This is a genomic window from Kineococcus rhizosphaerae, assembly GCF_003002055.1.
In the GTDB taxonomy this organism is placed as follows: domain Bacteria; phylum Actinomycetota; class Actinomycetes; order Actinomycetales; family Kineococcaceae; genus Kineococcus; species Kineococcus rhizosphaerae.
Genome location: NZ_PVZF01000003.1, coordinates 178,758 through 199,582, shown reverse-complemented (window position 1 = coordinate 199,582; position 20,825 = coordinate 178,758). Strand labels below are relative to the sequence as shown.

Below are 20,825 nucleotides of genomic sequence, written 5' to 3'. Positions count from 1 at the left end.
ACTCCTAACGGTCGGTCGCCGGCCGCATCCCACACCTCCCGGGAGGCACCCGGGAGTCCCTGACGGAAGGAACCGCCATGTCGCGCGTCGCCTCGATCACCACCCAGGACGCCACCGGTACGACCCGGGAGCTGCTCACCGACATCACCGCCGCCTTCGGGGTCACCCCGGCCATGTTCCGCGCGGTGGCCAACTCCCCGGCCGCCCTGACGATGATGTGGGGCGCCTTCGGCGCGCTCGGCGCCGGCCGGCTGCCCGCCAAGCTCGGTGAGCAGATCGCCGTCATGGTCGCCGACCGCAACAGCTGCGAGTACTGCCTGGCCGCCCACACCGCTCTGGGGCGCAAGGCCGGTGCCACCACCGCCGAGATGAGCCAGGCCCAGGCCGGGAACTCCGAGGACCCCCGCACGGCCGCCGCGCTCGGTTTCGCGCACGCCCTCGTCGAGCAGCGCGCCCAGGTCGGTGACGAGGACTTCACGAGGCTGCGCGCCGTCGGGTTCGACGACGAGGAGATCGTCGAGCTCATCGCCCACGTCGCGCTCAACCTGTTCACGAACTACGTCAACGTCGCTCTCCAGGTGCCCCTGGACTTCCCCAAGGTCCGCCTGCTCGCCGCCCGCTGAGCCACCGGCCTCCCCACCCGGCGCCGGGTACCGGTGCACCCGCACCGGTGCCCGGCTCCAGTCGCGCCGTGAACCGGCCCCACCACCCGGAACCCACCCGCGAAACCACCCGCGAACCCACCAGGAACGGCAGGTCACCGATCGTGTCCCACCACCTCGACTCCCCCCAGGCTCGCCAGGACGTGCGCCTGGACACCACCGACCTCTACCTCTTCCGCGGCGAGCGCGGCACCGCGCTGGTCCTGAACACCTGCCACTCCCTCGGTCGGGCCCCCGTTCCCGGGTGGCACCCCGAGGGCCGCTACGAGGTCGAGGTCGACCTCGACGGCGACGCCGTGGAGGACCTGACCCACCGCTTCACCTTCGACGACCGCGCCGAGGACGGCGCCCAGGCCTTCGAGCTGGAGGTTCTCAGCGGTGCCGCCGCGACGGACCCGCACGCCGGGGGGAGCGTGCTGCTGCGAGCGCGCACCGGCGAGGCCTCGGCCACCGCCGACGGGGTCCGGGTGTGGGCGGGCCGGGCCGCCGACCCGTTCTGGATCGAGCCGACCGTGCTGCACGCCGTGGGGCACGCCGTCCACGAGGGCACGGTGCCCGACCTCGGCGACTGGACCCCCGCCCGGGCCCGCAACCTGTTCGCCGACCAGGACGTGCACTCCCTCGTGCTCGAGGTGCCCGACGAGCTGCTGCCCGCCGTCGCCGCCGACGGACGGATCCGGGTGTGGGCCGTGGCGTGGCTGGCCACCCACGCCGGCGGCTGGCACCCTGTCAACCGGATCGGGCTGCCCGTGGTCCACCCGTTGCTCGCCCAGCTCGACGAGGACCTGGCGGAACGTCTCAACGAGGGCACCCCCGCCGGTGATCGCGCCGCCCACGCCGCGACGTTCACGCAGCGGCTCACCCGGTTCGTGGCCGCCCACGGGACCGCCGCCGACCCGGCCGCCTACGCCGAACGCCTGGTCGGGCGCCTGCTGCCCGACGTGCTGCCCTACACCGTGGGGACACCCGCGTCCTTCGACCTGCTCGGCTGGAACGGGCGCACCCTCACCGACGACGCGGCCGACGTGGTGTTCACCCTGGCCGCGAACAGCCCGATCGGTCTGGGCCTCGGGCGGGGTTCGGTCCCGCACGCCCCTTCGAGCACGTTCCCCTACGTCCGGCCGGTCCCCGGCGCGACGCCCTGAGGTGCGTCCCCGTCGGTGGTTCCGGGTGGGCGAAGGTGACCTGGTCCAGTCCAGTCCCGTCACGCACCCTCCCCGACGGTTCCCTGGACGCCGGCTGCGAGCGGGTCCTCCCCGGTGGCGCGGCGTCCCGGCGGCGCGGATGCTGAGGTCGTGACCGAGCAGATGGAAACCACCGCACCCGGCGCGCCGACGACGAACGACGCCGGCATCCCCGTCGCGAGCGACGAGCACTCCCTGACCCAGGGCCCCGGCGGCGGGATCCTGCTGCACGACGCGTACCTCATCGAGAAGATGGCCCAGTTCAACCGCGAACGCGTCCCCGAGCGCGTCGTGCACGCCAAGGGGGGCGGAGCCTTCGGCGAGTTCCGCGTGACGGGCGACGTGTCCGCGCACACCCGTGCCGCGCTGTTCCAGCCGGGCACCACGACCCCTGTGCTCGCCCGCTTCTCGACCGTCGCCGGCGAGTCCGGCACCCCCGACACCTGGCGCGACCCGCGCGGGTTCTCGCTGAAGTTCTACACGAGCGAGGGGAACTACGACCTCGTCGGGAACAACACGCCGGTCTTCTTCGTCAAGGACCCGCTGAAGTTCCAGGACTTCATCCGTTCCCAGAAGCGCCGCGCCGACAACCACCTGCGCGACCACGACATGCAGTGGGACTTCTGGACCCTCTCTCCCGAGTCGGCCCACCAGGTCACCTGGCTCATGGGCGACCGCGGGATCCCGCGCACGTGGCGGCACATGAACGGCTACGGGTCCCACACGTTCCAGTGGATCAACGCCGAGGGCGAGCGCACCTGGGTCAAGTACACCTTCAAGACCGACCAGGGGAACGAGTTCTTCACGCAGGACGAGGCCGACCAGATGGCCTCCATCGACACCGATTACCACATCCGTGACCTGAACGAGCACATCCGCGACGGCGAGTTCCCGTCCTGGACCCTGTTCGTCCAGCTCATGCCGGACGAGGACGCCGCCGGGTACCGGTTCAACCCCTTCGACGTGACCAAGGTGTGGCCGCACAGCGACTACCCCCTGCACGAGGTCGGCAAGCTGACGCTGAACCGCAACCCGGAGAACTACTTCGCCGAGATCGAGCAGGCCGCCTTCGAGCCGTCGAACATGGTCCCGGGCATCGGGGTGAGCCCGGACAAGATGCTGCTGGGCCGCATGTTCAGCTACGCCGACGCGCACCGCTACCGCATCGGGGCGAACTACGCCCAGCTGCCGGTGAACCACGCGAAGGCCCCCGTCAACAGCTACGCCAAGGACGGGGCCATGCGGTACAGCAACCCGGGCGACCCCGTGTACGCGCCGAACTCCTACGGGGGGCCTGCCGCCGACGCCGAGCGCGCCGGTCACACCGGTCGCTGGGACGCGGGCGGCGAACCCGTCCGCGCCGCCTACGAGCAGCACGCCGAGGACGACGACTGGGGTCAGGCCCACGCCCTCCTGAACGACGTGATGGACGACGCGGCGCGCGGTCGCTTCGTCGACAACGTCGTGGGCCACCTGCTGAACGGGGTGAGCGACGCCGTCCTCACCCGCGCCTTCGGCTACTGGGACCACGTCGACGCCGAGATCGGCCGCCGGATCCGCGAGGGCGTGTCGGCCAAGCAGGACCTGGTGGACCCCAAGGCCGAGGAGCAGGGCAACCCGGCGCGCAGCTCAGCGCAGCACAAGGCCTGACCCGCGGGCCCGGGGCCGCTGCGCCCCGGCCTCACCCCTGCTCGCGCAGCCGCCGCGGCGAGCGTCCCGTCACGGCCCGGCACGTCTTGTTGAAGGCCTGCAGGTCGGGGATGCCCACCGCGGCGGCCACCGCGCTGACGGACATCGTCGTCCGCGTGAGCAGGTGCACGGCGTGCTCGACGCGCCGGCGCCGCACGTACCCGGCGACCGTCTGCCCCGTGGTGCGCGAGAACACGCGCGTGAGGTGGTCGGGCGAGACGCCGACGGTCCGTGCGATCTGCGGGACCGTGACCACCCCGGCCAGGTGCGCCTCGACGTACGACATGGTCGCGGCGACGTAGCTCTCCGCGAGGCCCGGCGTCCCCGGCAGGGGCCGGACGGCGTCGCGCAGGCGCAGCAGCACCAGCCACACGTCCGCCCGTGTCCGCTCCGGGCACGCCACCGCGCTCGCGACGGCCGAGGTCATGAGGTCGGTGAACACCGGCAGGTTCGGCCCTGCGCTGACGACCAGCGCCCGGGGACCCCCGGTGGTCAGCACGGGGGCGCGCACGTGGGCGTAGAGGTGCGGGGACGGGCCGCGGTAGCGGTACCGCACGGGGGTCGCCGGCCGCACCAGCGACAGGCTGCCCGGGGTGACGGGGTAGGTGGTGCCGTCGACCTCGAGGTCGGCGTCGTACTGGTAGAGGTGCAGCGACCACAGGTCCGGGAGTTCGAACTCGTCCACCGCGCGGTCGCGGCCGTGGACGCTGCGGCCCTGCGCCACGACCTGCGGCGGTTCGGACAGGTCGGCGCCGAGCACGTCGCTTTCCTACCAGCAGACGTCGGGTCTGCGCCACGACGGGCCCTCCGGCGCGCGCCTAGCGTCGGGGCCATGACCGTTCCGGTGGACCGCAAGCACCTCCTGACGTCGGTGGAGATGGCGCACTTCGTCTCCCACGGCGCGATCTCGTTCGAGGGCGTCGTCCCGGACGAGCTGAACCGGCGGGCCGTCGACGTCCTCGACGCCGGGATCGACCCCGTGCCCTACGGGACCCCCGTCGACGTCGCGTTCCCTGAGGGCAGCTTCGTCCGCGAACTCATCGACCTGCCCGTCGTGGCCGGCGCGATCCAGAGCCTGGTGGGGCCGTCCCCGCACGTCGACCACCACGCCGTGCACGTGCGCCCGCCCCACGGCGGCGAGGCGCAGAACATGCACGGCGACGCGATCCTCGACACGCGACGGGACGCGTTCGACGCCCAGCTCATGTACTACCCCCGCGAGGTGACCCTCGAGCAGGGTGGCACCCTCAGCGTCCCCGGGACCCACCTGCGCCGGATCAACCAGACCGGGATCGGCCGCTACCAGAACCTCGCGGGCCAGACCCGGCTCACCTGCCCGGCGGGGACCGTGGTCCTGCTGCACCACGGCATCTGGCACGGCGGTCGCCGCAACGACTCCGACGTGCCCCGCTACATGTTCAAGATCCGCTTCAACCCCGCCGTCCGGCAGTTGCGGCTGTGGAACACCGACGACATCGACAGCGACGGCGTGCGCCGCGAACTGACCCGGCAGTTCGGCTGGACCGACGCCAACGAGGGGCGCCTCGAACTGGTGAACCGCGCCAAGCTGTGGCGGACGCTGACCGGCGACGAGGACTTCGACATCGACTACTACCTGACCCGGGAGACCCTGCGCCCCCGGTTCATCGCCCCCGGCGCCACCGACGTGCGGCTGGGCGCGAGCCACGCCGCCGACGGCTGGGGTCGCTGAACCCGGCCCGTCGTCCGTCCCCCACCACCGAGGAGAACAGCGTGACCACGACCACCCCGCTCGGCAGCGTCGAGCAGTCCTTCGCCGCACCGTCCACCACGCCCACCGTGCGCCAGCAGGTCATGGTGCTCTACCTGGGCACCTCCGCCCTCGACTCCACCGTCATCGGCTGGACCCGCTACGACGGCACCGGCCGCTCGCGCCCGACGATGGGCGACAGCGACGAACCCCCCTACGCCACCGGCCTCGACGCCCTCCTCGACGGGTGGCGCCTGCTGCAGGTGTCGCAGTTGCTGCCGCACGCCGAGGGGCACGAGTACGACACCGCGTACCTGCCCTACGAGTTCCTCTTCGAGAAGCTCGTGGACGTCGGCGGGGCCTAGGCCCCGCGTCGGCACCCGGGCCGTCGTCAGGGGATGATCCGGTCCTCCCGGAGGCGGCGCACCAGCACCTTGAACATCTCCTCGGTCTCGACGTGGTCGTGGAAACCAGCCCTGCGCGCCTTCGACCCGTCGGCCAGGAAGTCGTAGTCCCACGAGAAGACCCCGTCGCCGAAACCCCAGCTGGACACCGCCGAGAACGGCACGTCCGCCAGCCCGTGCCGGGCCTTGATCCTCTCCCAGACCGGTTCCTCGTCCGCCATCACCTCCACCAGCGACATCGCCAACGGCGCCGCCACGGGGACCTCGAAGAGCTCCGCCAGCACCGGCCACATCCGGTTCCAGCGGAACAGGTCCCCGTTGGCGACGTTGAACGCCTGGTTCGCCCCCGCCGGGTCGGTCGCCGCCCACACCGTCGCCCGCGCCAGCAGACCGGCGTCGGTGACCTCCAGCAGCGTGTCGTAGGCCCCGGGTCTGCCGGGGAAGCGGAACGGCACCCCGAGTTCCTTGCACAGGGCCGCGTACACCGCCAGCACCAGGACGAGGTTCATCGGGTTGCCCAGCGCCGTCCCGCAGACCACCGACGGGCGCAGCGCCGACCAGGTCCACGACCGGTCCCGTTGCAGCTCCTGCAGGACGTCCTGCTGCGCCACGTTGAACTCCGGGGGCAGGTGGCCGGGGTCGTCCTCGCGGGCCGGGGTCTGGAACGGGCCCAGGTGCGCGCCGTACACCTTGTACCCCTGCATCAGGCCGACGTGCTGCAGACCCGTCGCAGCCGCGTCGACGGCGGTGACGACGTTGCGCAGCATCGTCAGGTTCGGCTCCACCAGCTCCGCCCACGTCGGACGGTCCTGGAACGCGGCGTGGAAGACGTGCGTCACCTCCGGAACCCGGGCCAGCGCCCGGGTCGTCGCCGCCGCGTCGAGCAGGTCCACGGCCAGGTGCCGCAGCCCCGGCTCGTCCTGCCCGCCACGACGGGAGAGGCCGACGACGTCGAAGTCGGCGCGCTCGCGCAGGTGCCGGACCAGCTCGGCGCCGATGACGCCGTGCGCACCGACGACCAGTGCGGTGCCCCGGCGACCGGGGGGGACGGTGCGGGCGGAGGTGGCAGCAGGGGCGGTGCTCGCGGTCGTGTTCAGGTTCACGCCGCCAGCCTCGACCGGCCGTCTCCCCCCGAGCCACACCCCCTCCAGCCTGGTCCGACCGGAACGAGCACTGACAGGGACAGGCAGCCTCCCGGGGTCGCGGGCCACACTGGGCCGGTGCCCGACCCGCGACCCGTCACCCCGCCCAGCGCGCCCCTCGGCCACGCCGGGGAGCTGGGCGCCTTCCTGCGGGCGGTGCGGGCGCGGCTGACCCCCGCCCAGGTGGGTCTGGTCTCCCACGGGGCGCGGCGGGTGCCGGGCCTGCGTCGGGAGGAGCTGGCCCAGTTGGCCGGCGTCAGCCCCACGTACTACGCGCGCCTGGAGCAGGGGCTCAGCGCCCACGCCTCCGACCAGGTCCAGGAGGCCCTGGCCGATGCGCTGCGACTGGACGAGGACGAGGACGAGCACCTGCGACACCTCGCCCGGCCCACCACCCGGGGCCGCCGCACCCCTCCCAGGGTCGAACACGTCCGGGCCGGCACCCGGCAACTGGCCCACGCGGTCTCAGGTGCCGGTGTGCTGGTCCTCGACGTCCGCAACGACGTCCTGGCCTGGAACCGGCTCGGGCACGCCCTGCTGGCCGGCCACCTCGACCTCGCAGCTCCCGACCGCGTCGCCGATCGTCCGAACCTGGTCTCGATGCTGTTCTGCGACCCGCACACCAAGGAGCTGCACCGCGAGTGGCCGGCCGAAGCGCGACGCGCCGTCGCCTCCCTGCGCTGGGTCGCGGGCCAGTTCCCCGACGACCGGGCGCTGGCCGAACTGGTCGGGCACCTCAGCATCGCCAGTCCCGAGTTCGCCCGCGCCTGGTCGTCCCACCGGGTGCACAACTGCACCACCGGGACGAAACGGCTGCACCACCCCACCGTCGGCGACGTCGACCTGCAGTACACCGTCCTCACCGTCGCGGACGGGTCCGGGCACAGGCTCCTCACCCTCAGCGCCGCACCCGGTTCCGGTCACCAGGCGGCGCTCACCCTGCTCGAGGGCAGCCTTGGCCGTTGACGGTGGCCCAGCGTTCCACCGCCCCTCCCGGACGGCGTCGGGGGTGTCGTGCTAGACGCTCCGGCCGACCAGGTGGCCGATCCCGTAGGTCACGGCCATGGCGACCGCCCCGCCCAGCACCGTCCGGACCGTCGCCCGGCGCCGGCCGGCACCACCCAGGTGGGCGCTGAGGGTGCCCGTCAGGGCCAGGGCGAGGACGACCGCCACGAAGCAGGCCGCGACCCGCGCCCCCGTGGGCATCAGCACGATCGTCAGCAGCGGGACCAGGGCCCCGATCGTGAACGCGGCCGCCGAGGCCCACGCCGCCTGCCAGGGGCTCACCACCTCGTCGACGTCCATCCCCAGCTCGGCCTCGGCGTGGGCGCGCAACGGGTCCTTCGCGCTCAGCTCGACCGCCACCTGGTGGGCCAGCTCGTCCGACAGGCCCTTGCCGACGTAGATCTGGGCGAGTTCCTCCAGCTCCTCGGCCGGCGTCTCCTCCAGTTCGCGGCGTTCGGTCTCCAGCAGGGCCCGCTGGGTGTCGCGCTGGGTGGAGACCGAGACGAACTCCCCGGCGGCCATCGACAGCGCCCCGGCCACCAGTCCCGCGGTCCCTGCCGTCAGCAGCACGGGGCGGTCGGTGGTGGCCCCGGCCACCCCGACGACCAGGCCGGCGACCGAGACGATCCCGTCGTTCGCTCCCAGCACCGCGGCCCGCATCCAGTTCAGGCGACCGCTGACCGCCCCCTGGTGCAGCGCCGGCTCGCTCGGGTGCACTTCGACCACGACTACCCCTTCGATCCCGGGGCAGCAAGGTGTGCCTACCCTTCATCGACGTTGCCGCGCAACGCATTCCGCGTCAACTGTCGCACCACCGCGCACCGGGCGCACGTGGTGCGCCGGTGAGCTCCCCGGCTGAGCCGCGACCCCGGCGCCCCGAGGACCGGGAGCGCGTCAGGCGGGGACGGTCGACTCCCGGACCACGAGCCGGGTCGGCATCGTCGTCATCCCGGGGGAGGCGGTGCCCGCGACGGCCGCGAGCAGCAGTTCCCCGGCCCGGCGCCCGAGCGCCTCGAGCCCGAGGTTCACGGTGGTCAGGGGAGGCCTGGACGCCAGGGCGATGACGTCCCAGTCGTCGAACCCCACGACGGCGACGTCCTCCGGGACCCGCCGGCCGGCGTCGCGCAGGCCGTCGCAGATCCCGCGGGCGATCTGGTCGCTGCCGCAGGTGACGGCGTCCACGTCGGGGTGCCGGCGCAGCAGCAGGTCCGCCGCGTGCCGGCCCCAGCGCTCGCTCCAGTCCCCGTGCAGCACGGGGCCGACGAGGGCTTCCCCGGCCGCGCGTTCCACGGCCCCGCGCCGGACCTGCGTCGCGTGGTGGTCGGCGGGGCCGGTGACGTGCGCGACGCGGCGGCGGCCGAGGTCGAGGACGTGCTGCACCGCGGCCGTGGCGCCGCCGGCCTGGTCGGCGACGAGGGAGGTGTCGTGCGGGTCCTGGGAGGGGGTGAACGCGTAGACGACGGGGACGCCCGCCGCGAGCGGCGGGCGGGGGTCCGTCCGGCGGCCCGTGACGATGATCCCGTCGACGCGCCGGGCCTGCAGGGTGCGCAGGTAGTGCTGCTCGCGCAGCGGGTCGTCGCGGCTGTCGCACAGCAGGACGCTCATCTCCCCGGCCCCGAGGGCGTTCTCGGCGCCGAGCATGATCGGGATGGAGAACCGGCCGAAGCTGTCGGTCGTGATGAGGCCGACGGTGTAGCTGCGCCCGGAGGACAGGCCGCGGCCGACCGCGTCGGGGGTGAAGCCGAGCTGCTCGGCCGCGCGGCGGACGCGTTCGCGCGTCTCGGCCCGGAGCTGACCGGTCCCGTTGAGGGCCTTGGAGGCGGTGCCGGCCGAGACGCCCGCGAGCGCGGCGACGTCCACGATCCGCGCCGGAACGAGGCTTTCCGTCACGTGCTGTCCTCCCGTCCGTCCGAGTCGCAGCAGAGTACCGCGCCCTTGACGGCGTGCGGGTCGCGTTCTAGGTTCGCTGCAGAAAACGTGTTCCGGGGTTTCCGGGCCGCTTCCTGACGACTCGACGGAGAGCTCATGACCAGCACGACCGCCGGCCCCACCGTGCCCAGCGCCCCCGCGGCCCCGACGGCCGCCGCCGCGGTCGCCCTGCGACCGGTCCCCCTCGGCGACTCGACGATCACCTCGGGCTTCTGGTTCGAGCGCATGCAGGCCAACCGCCGCCAGGCCATCCGCACCGGCTACGAGAAGCTGGAGACGGCGGGCAACCTGCGCAACCTGCGGATCGCCGCCGGCCAGGAGCAGGGCGAGGTCACGGGCCCGATCTTCATGGACTCCGACGTCTACAAGTGGCTCGAGGCCGCCGGGTGGGAGTACGGCCGGCAGGCCGACGACGAGGTCCTCGGCTGGATCCGCGAGGTCACGGACGTCGTCGCCGCCGCCCAGGCCCCCGACGGGTACCTCGACTCCGTCCAGCAGGTCCGCGGGAAGGGCGAGCGCTACACCGGCCTGCACTGGAGCCACGAGCACTACTGCGCCGGGCACCTGTTCCAGGCCGCCGTCGCGGTGCACCGCAGCACGGGCGAGACGGGCCTGCTCGACGTGGCCGTCAAGCTCGCCGACCACCTCGTCGCCACCTTCGGCGCGGGGAAGACCGAGGAGGTCGACGGGCACCCCGTCGTCGAGATGGGCCTGGTGGAACTGTTCCGCGAGACGGGCACCCGCGAGTACCTCGACCTGGCCCGCTGGTTCGTCGACGCCCGCGGCCACGGCATCATCCAGACGAAGCACGACGCCGAACCCACCTACTTCTCCGACCGCGTCCCCGTCCGCGAGCAGACGTCGCCGGAGGGCCACTCGGTCCGGGCGGTCTACCTCACGGCCGGCGCGGCCGACGTGGCCGCCGAGACCGGCGACGCCGAGCTCCTGGCCGCCCTCGTCCGGCAGTGGGAGGGGATGCTCGCCTCGAAGACCTACGTCACCGGCGGCATCGGGTCGCGCTGGGACTGGGAGCAGTTCGGCGACCACTACGAACTCGGCCCCGACCGGGCCTACGCCGAGACGTGCGCGGCCATCGGCAGCGTCCAGTGGACGTGGCGGATGCTGCTGGCCACGGGGGACGCGCGCTACGCCGACCTCGTCGAACGCACCCTCTACAACGCGTTCCTGCCCGGCGTCTCGCTGGCGGGCACCGAGTACTTCTACGTCAACGCCCTGCAGCTGCGGCACGGCGCGTTCCCCGAGGAGGAGCGCAGCGCCACCCACGGCCGCCGGCCCTGGTTCGACTGCGCCTGCTGCCCGCCGAACATCATGCGGACGCTGTCCTCCCTCGACGCCTACGTCGCGACCAGCAGCACCGACGGGGTGCAGGTCCACCAGTTCACGACGGGGACCGTCTCCGGCGCCGGCGCCACGCTGGACGTCACGACGGACTACCCCTGGGACGGGACGGTCCGCGTGCAGGTCGCGCGGACCCCGGGCGAGTTCGAGCTCGCGCTGCGGGTCCCCGCCTGGGCCGAGGGTGCGATGGCCACCGTCAACGGGTCCGCCGTCGAGGCCGTGCCGGGGGAGTACCTGCGGGTCCGGCGGGAGTTCGCCGTCGGCGACGTCGTCGAGCTCGTGCTGCCGATGACCGTCCGGGTCGTCGAGGCCGACCCGCGCGTCGACGCGGTCCGGGGCTGCGTCGTCGTCGAACGCGGTCCGCTCGTGTACGCCGTCGAGCAGGCCGACCTGCCGGGCGGCCTCGTCGCCGACGACGTGCGGGTCCGCGTCGCGGAACTGCGCGGGGCGCAGCCCGAGCACCGTCCCGACCTGCTCGAGGGGGTCACGGTGCTGCAGCTGCCCGTCCACGCGGCCCTGTCCGCCGCGACCGGCCCGCTGTACCGGCCGGCCGGCGACGACCCGGCCCCGCAGGGCGCGGACGAGACCCTCACCGTCCCGGCGATCCCGTACTACGCCTGGGCGAACCGGGAACTGGGAGCCATGCGGGTCTGGTTCCCCCGGGCCTGATCCCACGACGTTCGAGGAGGTGCGATGGAGCTCCACCGCAGGGACGTCCTCGGGCTGGGCGGGCTCGCGGCCCTGGCAGCGCTGCTGCCGGGGTGCGCGTCCGCCCTGCCCGAGGCCGACGTGAGTGCCGCCGGTTTCGGCGAGGACGCGACCGGGACCGTGCGGCTGTGGTGCCGGGCGGCGACGGTCGTCGGGGTCCGGCAGGTCGTCGACGCGTTCAACGCGTCCCAGGACGCCGTGACCGTCGAGGTCACGCCCGTCCTGGACGGTCAGTACGTCACGAAGCTGGCGACGGCGATCCGGGGCGGGAACGTCCCGGACATCGTCGACATCGACGACATCAACTCGATGCTGTTCATCTACCGCGACTCGTTCACCGACCTCACCCCGCTCGTGCAGCAGCTCGACTTCGCCGCACAGCTCAACCCCGGCCAGCTGGGCCTGGCGACGCGGAACGGCCGGCACTACGGCGTGCCCTACATCGCGGACAACTCGGCGTTGTTCTACAACACCGAGCTGTTCGAGCGGGCGGGGCTGGACCCGGTGGAGCAGACGCAGGACCTCGACGGCCTGCTCGAGGCGGCCCGCGCGATCGGGGAGCTGGGGGAGGGGACCTACGGCTGGTCCGTCGACGGCAACGCCGCGGGCATCCTCGGGTTCGTCGTCCAGCCGCACATCTGGGCCGCGAAGATGCCGAACGTCGTGGGCGACGTGGGCGCGCAGCGGGGCTCGATGAAGGACAACGACGCCGTCCGGCGCACGTTCGCGTTCTACCGGACGCTGTGGACGGAGAAGCTGATGCCGCAGGCGAACTTCTCCGGCGACGGCTCGCGCTGGGGGGCCGACTTCCGCGACGGCAAGGTCGGGATGATCCCGGCGAACTTCTCGGTGGCGGCGCTGAACGCCTCGGAGGAGATGCGGGCCAAGACGGGTGTCGTGCTGCTGCCCGGACCCGACGGGGGCCGGGCGACGTTCGCCGGTGGCGACAACCTCTGCATCCCGCGCGGGGCGCCGAACGCCTCGGGGGCGTGGCAGTTCGCCAAGTTCGCCCTCGACCTGCCGCAGCAGGCCAACCTGCCCGCGGGCGGGTACATCCCGGTCCGCTCCGACGCCGCCACCGACGAGTACCGGCGCACGTTCCCGCTGGCCGTCGCGCCGCTGGACGGGATCGCCGGGGCGTACGCGCCGACGACGCTGGCCTACAACCTGCTGTTCAACCAGCAGGACTCGCCGTGGATCGCGGCGTTCCGCCGGGCGGTCTTCGACGGCGACCTCGACGGGGCCCTCGAGCAGGGCCAGAAGGACTTCGACCGCATCCTGGAACAGGCGCAGCTGTGAGCGAGCAGGGCCGCGACGGCGGCTGGAGCGTCGCGCCGCTCCGACGGAGTCGTGTGTGGCGCGACGTGAAGCCGCCGGCCAGAGCGGACCGCCCGAGCGAACGGAAGAAGCTGTGAGCACACTCACCCGCACCCCGGCGACCATCGACCGGAACCCGAAGTCCCTCACCCACCCGGCCCGCACGGGGTTCCTGCTGACCCTGCCGGCCCTGGCCTTCGTCACGGTCTTCGTGCTGGTCCCGCTGGCGTTCGCGGTCTACATGTCGCTGACGAACTGGCCGCTCATCGGGTCCTACCGCTTCATCGGCCTCGGCAACTACACCGCCATCGCGTCCGACCCGGTGTTCTGGAAGTCCGTCGGGTACACCCTGCTGTACACCGCGATCGTCACCGTGCCGATCCTCGTGCTCGGCTACGTGCTGGCCGTCGTGGTGCGCAGCGACCGCCGGTTCGCGACCGTGTTCCGGACGATCTTCTTCGTCCCCTACGTCGTCGGCCTGACGACCCTGAGCTTTCTCATGGTGCTCGAGGCGCAGCCGTCGTCGGGCATGGTGAACGTCGTCCTGAAGACCCTGGGGATCACCGACGGGACCACCGCGTGGCTGGCCGACGGCCCCGCCGCCACCGGCCTGATCTGCGGGATGATCGTGTGGGCCGTGTCGGGTCTGACGATGGTGCTGCTCATGGGCGGGATGCAGGGCATCCCGCGCGACGTCTACGAGTCCGCCGAGATGGACGGCGCCTCGTGGTGGCAGCGCGAGCGCAGCATCACCGTCCCCATGCTGCGCCGGACGATCGCCATGAGCCTGGTGATCTCCGTCATCGGCTCGCTGCTGGCCTTCACGCAGTTCTACGTCCTGACGCGCGGCGGTCCGGGCACCGACACCCAGACGGTCGTCATGTACGTCTACCAGCGCGGGTTCGTGCAGCTCCAGCTCGGAGCGGCGTCGGCGCTGTCGATCGTCCTGGTCGTCGTCATCGGTCTGGTGACGGCCGCCCAGTTCCGCCTGCTGCGCGAGAAGGAGTGAGTCGATGGCGACGCTGACGAAGAGTCCTGCGGACCTGCAGGTCCGGTCCGTGCGGTCCGTGACGGCGAACGGGCGAACCGAGACGCGGACGAAGCGCACGCTGTACTGGCTCGGGGGGACCCTGGCCGCGCTGGTGTTCCTCGTCCCTCTGCTGTGGTCGGTCCTGCGCTCGTTCCAGAGCAACGACGCGATCGTCTCCCCCGACCCCAGCGCGGGCGCGCTGCTCCACCTGACGGGGGAGAACTTCAAGGCCCTGTTCTCCAGCGACCTCGACATCGTGCGGGCGATCGGGAACAGCCTGGTGGTGGCCCTCGGCACGGCCGTCGTCACCGCGCTCGTCGCGACCCTGGCGGGGTACGGCTTCGGGCGGTTCCGGTTCCGCGGCCGCAACGTCCTGTTCGGCGTGATCGTCGTGACGATGATGGTGCCCTTCCAGGCCATCATCACGCCGCTGTACCTGCAGATGAACGCCATGGGCCTCACCGACTCCCGGCTCGGCCTCGTGCTGTTCTACACGACGGTGAACCTGCCGTTCGGGGTGTTCGTCATGCGCAACGCGTTCGAGACGATCCCCGCCGAGATCGAGGACTCGGCCCGCGTCGACGGGGCGGGCACGATGCGCTCGCTCGTCTCGGTGCTGCGGCCGCTGCTGATCCCGGGCATGGCGACGAGCGCGCTGTACGCGTTCCTGGCCAGCTGGACGGAGTTCCTCGGTGCGCTGACGTTCCTCACCGACGACCGGCTCTACACGTTGCCGTTGTCGCTGGTGAACCTGCAGGCCGGGGCGTACGGGGCCGTCAACTACGGCTACCTCGTCGCCGGGGCCGTCGTGGCGATGATCCCCTGCGTGATCCTCTACGTCGCGCTGCAGCGGTTCTACGTCGCCGGTCTGGCCTCCGGCGCGGTCAAGGGCTGACCCGGCCGCTCAGACGACGACCTCGAACGGGCGCGGGGCCGGGACGGAGGTCCCGACCTCGCGCCAGGCCCGCGCCAGCAGGGGCACGGTGTCGCGCACGGTCGCGGCGTCGGCGTTGAACGGCAGCCGCAGGTGGCGCTCGAACGCGCCGTCGAGGCCGAAGCGGGGGCCGGCGGTCAGCAGGACCCCGTGGCGGCGGGCCGCGACGGCCAGGGCGGAACTCGCGGGGGTCGGCAGGCGCACCCACAGGGCCAGCCCGCCGTCGACGTGCGGCACCTCCCACTCCGGCAGCTGCGCGGCGAGCCCGGTGACGAGCGCGTCGCGCCGCGAGCGCAGTTCACGGCGGCGGCCCACGAGGATCTCGTCGAGCCGCGGCAGGCAGCGGGCGACGACGAGCTGCTCGAACACGGGGGTCCCCAGCTCCCACGGGGCCCGGTGGGCCGCGAGGTGGCGCACGGTGGCCGCGTCGGCCCGCACCCAGCCGATGCGCAACCCGCCCCACAGCGACTTCGCGGCCGACCCGACGTGCACGACGTCGGCCGGGAACGGTGCCGGGACCTCGCCGTCGAAGGCGAGGTCGTTGGTCGTCTCGTCGACCACGAGCCGGGTCCCGTGCCGGCGGGCGAGGTCGACGACCCGGCGCCGCTGGTCGGCGGGCATCACCGACCCGGTCGGGTTGTGGAACCCGGGCATGAGGTAGGCCAGCGCGGGGCGGGTGCGGGAGAAGGCCTCCTGGAGCGCCTCCTCGTCCCAGCCGCCGGACCCGGGACCGGCGGCGGCCGTGACGGGCACGGCGACGGGCCGGCCCCCGGCCGCGCGGGCCGCGTCCAGCGCGTGCGGGTAGCCGGGCGACTCCACGAGGACGCGGTCCCCGGGGGTCAGCACCGCCCGGCACACCAGTCCCACGGCGTGCTGGGCGCCGAGCGTCACGAGCACCTCCTCGGCGGTGGTGGGCAGTCCCCGGGCGGTGTACCGGTCGGCGACCGCGCGCCGCAGGTCCGCCACCCCGAGCAGCTCGTACCCGTCGCCGGGCAGGTGGGCGCGCAGGTCGGCGACGGCCGCCTCGACGGCGGCCTGCACCTCGGGAGCGGCGGGCAGGGCGGCGCGCGTCAGGTCGACGGTCGCGGGGCTCCGGTGGGGCGCCTCGGCAGGCTGTTCCCCGGCGGGCAGCCGCAGGACGCTGCCGGAGCCGCGGACGCTGTGCAGGTGCTCCTGGTCGCGCAGCCGGGCGTACGCGGCGGCGACGGTGGTCCGGCTCACCGACAGGGCGGCGGCGAGCTCGCGTTCGGCGGGCAGGCGCGTCCCGGAGGGGATGCGGCCGTCGAGCAGCAGCAGCCGGATGCGGTCGGCAAGGGCGCGCAGGGCGGGGCCGTCGTCGTGCCAATCGCCCAGCAGGTGGCGCAGACTGGACGCGGAGAGGGAAGCCACCAGGCCACTCTAGGCGGATTGGCACTGTTCTTGAAGGCCAATCGTGCGGTCCACTCGAGGAGTGAGCAGGCCAGTGTCCTTCCCCCGTGTCCTCCGGCTCCTCGCCGGTCTCGTCCTCTACGGCGTCGCCGAGGGGCTGATGGTGAGCGCCCACGTCGGTGTCGGCCCGTGGTCGGTGCTGGCCACGGGGCTGTCCCGATCGACCGGCGTGGGGGTCGGCTGGCTCACCAACCTCATCGGGATCGGCGTGCTGCTGCTGTGGATCCCGTTGCGGCAGAGGCCCGGCATCGGCACGGTCCTCAACGTCCTGCTCGTCGGCACCGCGATCGAGACGACCGTGGACCTGCTGCCGGCCCCCGACCTCCTCGCGGTCCGGGTGCCCCTGTTCGCCGCCGGCATGGTCCTGCTCGCCGTCGCGAGCGGCGTCTACATCGGCGCCGGCCTCGGCCCCGGTCCGCGCGACGGGCTCATGACCGGCCTGCACGCCCGGACGGGCCGGCCGATCTGGCTGTGCCGCTGCGCCGTCGAGGTCTCGGCCCTGGTGGTCGGCTGGGTCCTCGGCGGGAACGTCGGGGTGGGCACGGTCGTGTTCGCCTTCGGCATCGGCCCGCTCGTCGGCTTCGTGATGCCGCGCCTGGACGGGGCCCGGCACGCACGCCCCGTCCCGGCCGCCGCGACCGCCGGATAGCGTCGGGCCATGCCGTTCTTCGCCGTGACCTACGCCTACTCCGACGACCTCAGCGCCCGGGACGCGGTGCGCCCGGCGCACCGGCAGTACCTGGCCTCCCTCGACGAGCTCGTCCTGTCCGGTCCCACGGACGACGACGGCGCCCTGCTGGTGTTCGAAGCGGCCGACGTGCCCGCGGTCGAGGCGCTGCTGGACGCCGACCCGTTCCAGCTCGACGGCCGCGTCATCTCCTCGCGGACCGTGGTGGGCTGGAACCCGGTGCTGGGGCGGCTGCAGCCGTCCTTGTGATTCATCGCGGAAAGTACTTGCGCGTATGGAAAGTACTTCTGTAGAACTGAGGCATGAACACAGCCGATCGCGCCCAGGACGACCTGAACGCCGCCGCCGCTGCTGTCGCCGCGGCCCGCCCCGAGCCGTTCCCGCGCTGGGTCGCCCCCGCCATGGTGATCCCGTACGTCGGCGGGTTCGCCGCACTGGCCGTCTCCTCGTGGGCCGGGAGCGTCGCGGGGGTCTGCGTCGGGGTGGGCCTGCTCCTGGTCTTCTTCGTCGTCTTCTTCACCGCCGTCCTGCGCCAGCGGGTGCGGACCAAGCCCGCACGCACCCGTGCCCAGAACCTCACCGACTTCGGGGCCATCGCCGTGTGCCTGCTGGTCTCCGCCTTCTGGGACCCGGGGTTCGGGCTGGTCCTGCTGGGGGCCCTCTTCGCGGTGCCGCTGTGGCGTCAGGTCTCCCGGCAGGGGCGGTCGTGAGTACCGGACCCCAGCTCGACCCCGCCGTCCAGCACCCCACCAAGCTCGCCGTCGTCGCGTTCCTGTCCGGCTGCCTCGAAGCGGACTTCAAGTCGGTGCGCGACCGGCTGGAGCTCAGCGACTCGGCCCTTTCCCGGACGCTGTCGGGACTGGAGGAGACCGGCCACGTCAAGGTCCGCAAGGGGTTCGTCGGCAAGCGACCCCGCACCTGGGTCTCGCTGACGGCCGACGGCCGGCGCAAGCTCGCCGGTCACCTCGCGGCCCTGCAGGCGATCGCCGCGGGGGCGCTGGCTCAGGCCTCGGACCTGCCCGCCGAGCCCACCGAGGTCGCGTAGAGCGTGCGCAGGACGTCGGCGATGTCGGGTTCCTCCACCGACAGGTCGCTGACGTCGGACCGGCGCGAGACCTGGGCGAGGACCGCGGCGGCGGTGGTCTCCTCCGCGGAGAAGGCGTACCGCAGCCGCAACCCGCCCTCCTCGACGGCGAGCAGTTCGGCGTCGTCGACGCGGGCGGGCTCGACGGGCTCGCGCTGGTCGACGACGAGGACCCGCCGGGCGCCGACGCGACGGACGAGCCCGGGCAGGTCGCCGTCGTAGGCGGCGCGGCCGCGGTCGACGACGAGGACCCGGTCGCACAACCGCTGCACGTCGCCCATGTCGTGGGTCGTCAGCAGCAGCGTCGTCCCCCGTTCGGCGCGTTCGGCCCGCAGGAACTGCCGCAGGCGTTCGCTGGACAGCACGTCCAACCCGATCGTGGGTTCGTCCAGCAGCAGCAGTCCGGGGGAGTGCAGCAGGGCCGCGGCGACCTCGCCGCGCATCCGCTGCCCCAGCGACAACTGCCGCACGGGGGTCGTGAGGAACTCGCCGAGGCCCAGCCGTTCGTCGAGGTCGCGCAACCTCGGCCGCCACACCGTCGGCGGTAGGCGGTGGATGGCGGCCAGCAGGCGGAACGACTCGCGCAGCGGGAGGTCCCACCAGAGCTGGCTGCGCTGGCCGAACACGACGCCGATGCGCCGGGCCAGGTCGCGGCGGCGCGTCACGGGGTCCAGCCCGCACGTGCGGACCGTCCCGGACGTGGGGACGAGGATGCCGGTGAGGAGTTTGACCGTCGTCGACTTCCCGGCCCCGTTGGCGCCGATGAACCCCACGGACTCGCCCGCGGCGACGCGCATCGACAGGCCGTCGACGGCCCGGACCACCTTGCGGCGCCGACGGAACCGGCCGTCCGCCTTCTCCCGCACGACGTACTCGCGGACGAGGTCCTCGATCTCCAGCGCGTTCACGACCCGCTCCCCGTGTAGTGCCGGACCCCTCTGCGCCACAGCAGCAGCGCGATGCCCCACACGGCCGCGGCGGCGACGGGGGAGAACCAGCCGAGCCACGCCGGCAACCCGGCCGGCCCGGGTTCGCCGAGCAGGGCCAGGACCGGCAGGTAGGCGACGAACGCGGCGGGCACGACGTAGCAGAACAACCACCGCAGCGGGGCCGAGTACAACGACGCCGGGTACTGCGCGGCGTTCGACCCGCCGTAGGTGATCGAGTTCACCGCCTCCTTGCCGTCCAGCAGCCAGAACTGCAGGGCGCCCGCGACGACGAACACGGCCGTGAAGACCCCGGTGCCGCCGACGACGGCCACCAGCAGCAGGAGCGCGGCCCGGGCGTCGAGTTCGACGCCCGTGTGCGGCCACGCGACGGCGAACACCGCGGCCGCGACGAGGACCCGCCCGATCCGCTTGAGCGACACGTCGGAGGTCGCCAGCTGGGTCAGGACGGGCAGCGGACGCAGCAGGAACGCGTCGAGGGTCCCGGTGCGGACGTGGGTCGGGAGGTTGTCGACGTGCCCGAGCAGGAGGTCGCCGACGGCGAAGGTGACGTTGGCCAGGGCGAACACCAGGCAGGCCTGCCACACGTCCAGCCCGCCCAGGGTGTTCGCCCGGGAGAACACGACGTAGAGCGTCACGAACTCACCGGCCCCGATGCCGACGTTCGCGAGCAGGTCCGCGGCGAAGGACGCCCGGTAGGACAGTTGCGACCGGATCCGCGAGCCCAGGAGGGCGCGGTACGGCGCGGACCGGTCCTCAGCCACCCTGCACCACCAGCCTGCGCGACCCTGCGCCCAGCAGGACCCGCCCGGCCAGCAGCAGCCCCGCGAGCCAGCCGAGTTGCACCCCGATCAGGCGCAGGGCCTCCGATCCCGTTGCCCGGCCGAGGAAGACGTCGATGGGCGCCTGCAGCATCGAGGGGAACGGCGTCGCGTGCGCGAGGGTCTCCAGCCACCCGGGGAACCAGGCCACGGGGATCGCCAGGCCGGTCAGCGACGACGCGAGCACCGTGTACAGCAGCAGCAGCCCGCGGATCTCCGTCAGCCAGAACGCCGTGAGGTTCACCAGCCAGCGCGCCGCGAAGGAGACCGACACCCCGAGCACCGCGCAGCACGCCCCGAGCAGGTAGGGGACCGGGCCGGGGGGCAGGCTCAGGCCCGTCAGGACGACCCCCAGCAGCAGCGGAGGGATCCCGCGCGGCAGGAACAGGTACGCCGCGCGGCCGAGGTCGGTGGCCCACGCGGCGAGCTGCGGGTCGACGGGCCGGGCGAGGTCGACGGCGATGTCGCCGGTCCGCACGCGCCGGGCGGCCTCGTCGTCGGCGAAGACGCTCACGGGGGCGAGCAGGGCCTGGCTGATCCACGCGTAGGTCGCGGCCTGCTGCAGGTCGTACCCCGCGACGGCGCCCGCCGAACCCACGGTCCCCACGAGCACGGCGGCCTTGATGGCCCCGAAGATGGAGTTCGTGAGGGCGCCGGCAGCCGTCGCGGCCCGGTAGGTCGACCACCTGCGGAACCCCGCCGCGACGAGGGCGGGGTAGACGGGCACGTCGATCGACCCTAGACCAGGGACGCGGCCGGTTCCAG

General features: G+C 73.2%; 22 protein-coding genes. 14 read left to right on the top strand and 8 right to left on the bottom strand.

Annotated features, from left to right (window positions below; all coding sequences use genetic code 11):
* The first annotated feature begins 77 nt into the window (after positions 1-77).
* The 3 genes from CLV37_RS08085 (at position 78) to CLV37_RS08075 (ending at position 3,496) form a co-directional block, all read left to right on the top strand.
* Complete coding sequence (locus tag CLV37_RS08085; RefSeq protein WP_106208988.1) at positions 78-623, top strand: carboxymuconolactone decarboxylase family protein; 546 nt, start codon at positions 78-80, stop codon at positions 621-623.
* A 143-nt stretch (positions 624-766) separates the two neighbouring features.
* Positions 767-1,807, top strand: coding sequence for a DUF4331 family protein (locus CLV37_RS08080; protein ID WP_106208986.1), 1,041 nt, complete (start codon positions 767-769; stop codon positions 1,805-1,807).
* Positions 1,808-1,969: 162 nt separating this feature from the next.
* Positions 1,970-3,496, top strand: coding sequence for a catalase (locus CLV37_RS08075; protein WP_106209415.1), 1,527 nt, complete (start codon positions 1,970-1,972; stop codon positions 3,494-3,496).
* 31 nt (positions 3,497-3,527) lie between these two features.
* Here CLV37_RS08075 and CLV37_RS08070 read toward each other — a convergent pair whose 3' ends face one another.
* Positions 3,528-4,295, bottom strand: a complete 768-nt coding sequence (locus CLV37_RS08070; protein ID WP_106208984.1) for a helix-turn-helix domain-containing protein — start codon at positions 4,293-4,295, stop codon at positions 3,528-3,530.
* Between the two features lie 72 nt (positions 4,296-4,367).
* On the opposite strand from CLV37_RS08070, the gene CLV37_RS08065 reads away from it, so the two are divergent.
* The gene (locus tag CLV37_RS08065) at positions 4,368-5,246 is read left to right on the top strand and encodes a phytanoyl-CoA dioxygenase family protein (protein WP_106208982.1); all 879 of its coding nucleotides are present in this window, start codon (positions 4,368-4,370) and stop codon (positions 5,244-5,246) included.
* A gap of 107 nt (positions 5,247-5,353) precedes the next feature.
* Positions 5,354-5,629 (top strand): hypothetical protein, encoded by a 276-nt coding sequence (locus CLV37_RS08060; protein ID WP_106209413.1) that lies wholly within the window; start codon positions 5,354-5,356, stop codon positions 5,627-5,629.
* Between the two features lie 26 nt (positions 5,630-5,655).
* On the opposite strand, the gene CLV37_RS08055 is transcribed toward CLV37_RS08060, so the two are convergent.
* Entirely contained in the window at positions 5,656-6,690 is a 1,035-nt protein-coding gene (locus CLV37_RS08055; RefSeq protein WP_342762254.1) for an SDR family oxidoreductase, read from the bottom strand.
* Between the two features lie 198 nt (positions 6,691-6,888).
* Here CLV37_RS08055 and CLV37_RS08050 point away from each other — a divergent pair, with 198 nt between their 5' ends.
* Positions 6,889-7,776, top strand: coding sequence for a helix-turn-helix transcriptional regulator (locus CLV37_RS08050; RefSeq protein ID WP_106208980.1), 888 nt, complete (start codon positions 6,889-6,891; stop codon positions 7,774-7,776).
* A gap of 51 nt (positions 7,777-7,827) precedes the next feature.
* Here CLV37_RS08050 and CLV37_RS08045 read toward each other — a convergent pair whose 3' ends face one another.
* Both CLV37_RS08045 and CLV37_RS08040 read right to left on the bottom strand, forming a co-directional pair.
* Positions 7,828-8,541 carry a VIT1/CCC1 transporter family protein gene (locus CLV37_RS08045; RefSeq protein ID WP_211298480.1) on the bottom strand — a complete coding sequence of 238 codons (714 nt, stop codon included), beginning with the start codon at positions 8,539-8,541 and terminating at the stop codon, positions 7,828-7,830.
* A 168-nt stretch (positions 8,542-8,709) separates the two neighbouring features.
* Positions 8,710-9,705 carry a LacI family DNA-binding transcriptional regulator gene (locus CLV37_RS08040; RefSeq protein ID WP_106208978.1) on the bottom strand — a complete coding sequence of 332 codons (996 nt, stop codon included), beginning with the start codon at positions 9,703-9,705 and terminating at the stop codon, positions 8,710-8,712.
* 135 nt (positions 9,706-9,840) lie between these two features.
* On the opposite strand from CLV37_RS08040, the gene CLV37_RS08035 reads away from it, so the two are divergent.
* The 4 genes from CLV37_RS08035 to CLV37_RS08020 all read left to right on the top strand — a co-directional run bounded on the left by CLV37_RS08035 (position 9,841) and on the right by CLV37_RS08020 (position 15,053).
* The gene (locus CLV37_RS08035) at positions 9,841-11,772 is read left to right on the top strand and encodes a glycoside hydrolase family 127 protein (RefSeq protein ID WP_106208976.1); all 1,932 of its coding nucleotides are present in this window, start codon (positions 9,841-9,843) and stop codon (positions 11,770-11,772) included.
* Between the two features lie 24 nt (positions 11,773-11,796).
* Positions 11,797-13,110, top strand: coding sequence for an ABC transporter substrate-binding protein (locus CLV37_RS08030; protein ID WP_106208974.1), 1,314 nt, complete (start codon positions 11,797-11,799; stop codon positions 13,108-13,110).
* Between the two features lie 112 nt (positions 13,111-13,222).
* Complete coding sequence (locus CLV37_RS08025) at positions 13,223-14,137, top strand: carbohydrate ABC transporter permease (protein ID WP_106208972.1); 915 nt, start codon at positions 13,223-13,225, stop codon at positions 14,135-14,137.
* A gap of 4 nt (positions 14,138-14,141) precedes the next feature.
* On the top strand, positions 14,142-15,053 hold the full coding sequence (locus CLV37_RS08020; RefSeq protein WP_106208970.1) for a carbohydrate ABC transporter permease: 912 nt from the start codon (positions 14,142-14,144) through the stop codon (positions 15,051-15,053).
* Between the two features lie 9 nt (positions 15,054-15,062).
* Here the strand turns inward: CLV37_RS08020 and yczR are convergent, their stop codons facing one another.
* Positions 15,063-16,481 carry a MocR-like transcription factor YczR gene (gene yczR / locus CLV37_RS08015; RefSeq protein WP_106208968.1) on the bottom strand — a complete coding sequence of 473 codons (1,419 nt, stop codon included), beginning with the start codon at positions 16,479-16,481 and terminating at the stop codon, positions 15,063-15,065.
* A 139-nt stretch (positions 16,482-16,620) separates the two neighbouring features.
* Between yczR and yczE the strand changes: the two genes are divergently transcribed.
* Genes yczE through CLV37_RS07995 form a run of 4 tightly spaced genes read left to right on the top strand, consistent with a single transcriptional unit; the run spans position 16,621 to position 18,253 of the window.
* Positions 16,621-17,169, top strand: coding sequence for a membrane protein YczE (gene yczE, locus CLV37_RS08010; protein ID WP_342762253.1), 549 nt, complete (start codon positions 16,621-16,623; stop codon positions 17,167-17,169).
* Positions 17,170-17,178: 9 nt separating this feature from the next.
* Positions 17,179-17,457 (top strand): YciI family protein, encoded by a 279-nt coding sequence (locus tag CLV37_RS08005; protein ID WP_106208964.1) that lies wholly within the window; start codon positions 17,179-17,181, stop codon positions 17,455-17,457.
* 53 nt (positions 17,458-17,510) lie between these two features.
* A complete protein-coding gene (locus CLV37_RS08000; protein ID WP_106208962.1) occupies positions 17,511-17,918 on the top strand; it encodes a hypothetical protein in 408 nt (135 codons plus the stop codon).
* On the top strand, positions 17,915-18,253 hold the full coding sequence (locus CLV37_RS07995; protein WP_106208960.1) for a transcriptional regulator: 339 nt from the start codon (positions 17,915-17,917) through the stop codon (positions 18,251-18,253). The genes CLV37_RS08000 and CLV37_RS07995 overlap by 4 nt, the downstream gene beginning before the upstream one ends.
* Here the strand turns inward: CLV37_RS07995 and CLV37_RS07990 are convergent.
* Genes CLV37_RS07990 through CLV37_RS07980 form a run of 3 tightly spaced genes read right to left on the bottom strand, consistent with a single transcriptional unit; the run spans position 18,211 to position 20,787 of the window.
* A complete protein-coding gene (locus tag CLV37_RS07990; RefSeq protein ID WP_170127119.1) occupies positions 18,211-19,200 on the bottom strand; it encodes an ABC transporter ATP-binding protein in 990 nt (329 codons plus the stop codon). The genes CLV37_RS07995 and CLV37_RS07990 overlap by 43 nt on opposite strands.
* Positions 19,197-20,003: an ABC transporter permease gene (locus tag CLV37_RS07985; RefSeq protein ID WP_106208957.1), complete on the bottom strand. Its 807-nt coding sequence runs from the start codon at positions 20,001-20,003 to the stop codon at positions 19,197-19,199. The genes CLV37_RS07990 and CLV37_RS07985 overlap by 4 nt, the downstream gene beginning before the upstream one ends.
* The gene (locus tag CLV37_RS07980) at positions 19,996-20,787 is read right to left on the bottom strand and encodes an ABC transporter permease (protein WP_106208955.1); all 792 of its coding nucleotides are present in this window, start codon (positions 20,785-20,787) and stop codon (positions 19,996-19,998) included. Before CLV37_RS07980 ends, CLV37_RS07985 begins: the two co-directional genes overlap by 8 nt.
* Positions 20,788-20,825 lie beyond the last annotated feature (38 nt).